2 protein-coding genes and 2 tRNA genes are annotated in these 3,277 nt (G+C 49.4%); all 4 read right to left on the bottom strand.

What is annotated here, in order from left to right:
- Positions 1-530: 530 nt before the first annotated feature.
- The gene (gene ltrA / locus HMPREF9453_RS10345; RefSeq protein WP_008858889.1) at positions 531-1,925 is read right to left on the bottom strand and encodes a group II intron reverse transcriptase/maturase; all 1,395 of its coding nucleotides are present in this window, start codon (positions 1,923-1,925) and stop codon (positions 531-533) included.
- 835 nt (positions 1,926-2,760) lie between these two features.
- A tRNA-Gln gene (locus tag HMPREF9453_RS10340) sits at positions 2,761-2,834 on the bottom strand.
- Positions 2,835-2,892: 58 nt separating this feature from the next.
- Positions 2,893-2,968: transfer RNA gene (locus HMPREF9453_RS10335), tRNA-His, on the bottom strand.
- Between the two features lie 128 nt (positions 2,969-3,096).
- Positions 3,097-3,277, bottom strand: a 181-nt coding sequence (locus HMPREF9453_RS12325) for a hypothetical protein (protein ID WP_222859650.1), incomplete at its 5' end; no start/stop codon positions are given.

Below are 3,277 nucleotides of genomic sequence, written 5' to 3'. Positions count from 1 at the left end.
GGCGACAGCGGCTCTGCCGCTGAGGGTGGTGGTGGCGGCTTCGCCGCAATTTTTAAAGTCAGCGTTACGGGTTTAACCTTTCAGTATCATATGACATGCTTCCCACCGGGCAAGGTGGTGGCGACAGCCACCAAAGGGGGAAAACGCCGAAATGGTACCTGAAGTATATGACTCGCTGTTTTTTCCCTCATATCTCTCGTTTCCCCTTGAGGGGAAGTCCCGCGAAGCGGGAAAGGGTGTACGGGGCAGAGCACCGATATGATGCTCCATCGCGGTCCTGACCGCCAATCGGCGGCCCCCTGAGCGAAGCGATGCACAAAATGTAGTGAGTCGTTTCCCCTTTAGGGCGATAAGACATAGAATAAGAATATCATAATCATTCTTACCACCGTCCACACCGACTTCGCTGGATGGCGTCTCACTGGATTCGCGGGTCGCTTCTCTCCCCTATGAATCCAGTTCGCTTGCAATCGAGTAGAGATTATTCATCCCTCTCACACCACCGTACGTACCGTTCGGTATACGGCGGTTCAATTCCTTGGGCAGATTATATTCTCATAGCATTGTTTTAGACCGATGAATCCAGCTTTCTCCAGTATCCTGTTTGTCACTGAAGTCATCATTATCTGGCTATGAGCTATGCGCCAGTATCCTTTCTGACTCTTTCCCCACTTGAATGCAAGTCTCCATGGAACATGCAGTCGGAGCAGTGCATCTATCCGTGTGGATATGTTCTTCCACTGCTTCCATATGCACATTCGTATACGAGACCTTACCCATCCATCAAGACCTGCTATCCGTGTCAGGTCTGCTATTCCATAATAGCCAACCCATCCACGATTATATTCATTCGTTTTGTGGATAATCTCTCTTGCGCCCCTGCCTTTGCTACGACCTGTCAGACTTTTCAATTTCCTCTTCAACTTGGCTACTGAGTTCGGATGAGGCATTAGTTTAACCTCTTTCCCTCTTTTGGTCACCGAGAATCCAAGAAATTTAAAGTCCGGCGTTTTATAGATGCTGATTGCTTTGCTCTTTTCTCTGTTTACCTTAAGCCTCCGCCGGGTTTCCAGATACTTAGTACTGCTTTTCAGCAGTCTTTCTGCCGCTCTTTGGCTTTTGGCCAGTATGAGGATGTCGTCGGCGTATCTGACGATACGTACGCCTCTCCCCTCAAACTCTTTGTCGAATGGAGTCAGATAGATATTTGCCAGCAATGGGGACAGGTTCCCACCTTGCGGTGAGCCTTCTTCTGTGCGTTGTTTCAATCCCTTGACCATGACTCCGCTTTTCAGAAATTTCTTGATGAGTTCGATGACTCTTTTATCCGAAATGTCCTGTCTCAGCATATTCATCAGCAGTTCATGGTTGATGGTGTCGAAGTATTTAGAAAGGTCGAGTACGCATGCGTATTCATATCCTTCTTCTACACTCCGCTTTACCACTTCCATTGCCTGCCGGGCCCCTCTATGAGGCCGGTATGCAAAACTGCATTCTGCAAATTTGCACTCATAGAAGGGCATGAGGATTTGTGCGGTCGCCTGTTGTAATACTCTGTCTTTAACAATGGGTATTCCAAGCTTCCTCTTTCCTCCTTTGTTGTCCTTCGGGATTTCTACTCGCCGCACAGGGAGTGGCTTGTAGGTTCCGTTCAGGATACTTGCAATCCATTCCTCTCCATGCTCTGCGTACCATTCGGGGTATTCCTTCACAGTCATATTGTCTATGCCGGGTGCCCCGTTATTGGCTTTTACTCGCTGATAGGCATCGTAGAGATTACCTCTGTTCACAATGCGCTCCAGTGTGATTCTGCTTGCCATTTCTTCCATTTCCCGAGGACCGTGCTCGACGCTCCTTGTTGTATCTTCGTCAGTTCCACTATTTTCCAACCGGTAGCCAGTTTGTAAACTGTATTCTGTTTTCATCACACGTTCCTCCTTTCATGATTTACTTTGGCCGGAATTGTTCGGTCCTTTCCGCTTTTGCGGTACTATGACCTCTGCTGACTTCTCATGACAAATCTTTTCCAACCGTCTCCGCCCGGTCCAGATATACGACCTATCACTGCTTTGACGTCCATGAGACCTCCCCGGGTAAGAGTGTAATCTTTCACCTCATCTATCCGCTTTATTTACAAAGCCTGGCCAAGACCATCGTTGGACTTCAGCATAGGTGGCTGCCTCATCCTGTCAGACTCTGCCTTCGTATAAAGTTTCTATTCGTCGGACCAAGGTTTTGCCTCCGGCTTCCTTCAGACCCCACCTCACGGTGGACCCCTTGCCATTGGCTGTGTGCTTGTTATGGTCATACCGCACTAGGGACTTTCACCCATTAGATTACACCCATGCCGGGCGCACCACCCTTCGCCACTTCGTGGCCCTCTTCCCCTAAAGGGGACGCAAGAGGCGTTACGGGATTTGCTTTTCTGTGTCATATGGCATAGTAAGCATTCTGGTGATTAGCCGCTGCGCGGCTCCCCCTTATCCGGCTGCGCCGGACTTTCCACCTAAAGGTGAAACGACTCACTATGATTTGTGCGTCGCTGGCGCTCCTTCAAATCATGTTCGCTGTGCATCCACGGGAAAGCGTGTCACACGATTCGCAAGGAGCCGCAGGCGACTGAGAATCAAGTGACACGCTTCCCAACGGGGCGGGACGGTGGTAGCGAAAGCCACCAAAGGGGGCCGGGACCACAGGTTTCGAAAGGCTCTTATTTCCACGCAAAAAATCCTGCAGCGGGAAACTGCAGGATTTGATGACTGGCAGGGGTAGGTGGAGTCGGACCACCGATAACGGAGTCAAAGTCCGTTGCCTTACCGCTTGGCGATACCCCCATATAAAGGAATCGGCGGGCCAGGGGACCCTCATTCCCTGTTTTCAGGTAAAAAAAAATGGGGCGAGTGGTGGGGCTCGAACCCACGCATAACGGAGCCACAATCCGCCGTGTTAGCCGCTTCACCACACCCGCCACATATGGAGTCATATGACAGGCGTCATATGACGTTGTTTATTGTACCATAAGCCTGCAACTGAGTCAAGAAATTATTTTAAGCTAGAAAATGACAGCCGCCCCTCCGCCCTGGCAGCGCTGTCTCCTTAGTGTAAAATTTTACTCGGTAGGGGAATTTTTCCAGAAACAATAAAAGAGGAAAGCCTCCCCTTGAGTGGAAATGTTATAATTTCCGTGCACAAATAAAACAAAGAAAGGGCTTTCCTCATGGATATTATAACAAAAACTGGAGAAATTTGGAGTGAAAATGCAATTGGTGCAGTCATT

The organism is Dialister succinatiphilus YIT 11850 (genome assembly GCF_000242435.1).
Taxonomy (GTDB): domain Bacteria; phylum Bacillota; class Negativicutes; order Veillonellales; family Dialisteraceae; genus Dialister; species Dialister succinatiphilus.
The sequence above is the reverse complement of the archived record's forward strand: the minus strand, read 5'-3'. Positions and strand labels throughout refer to the sequence as shown.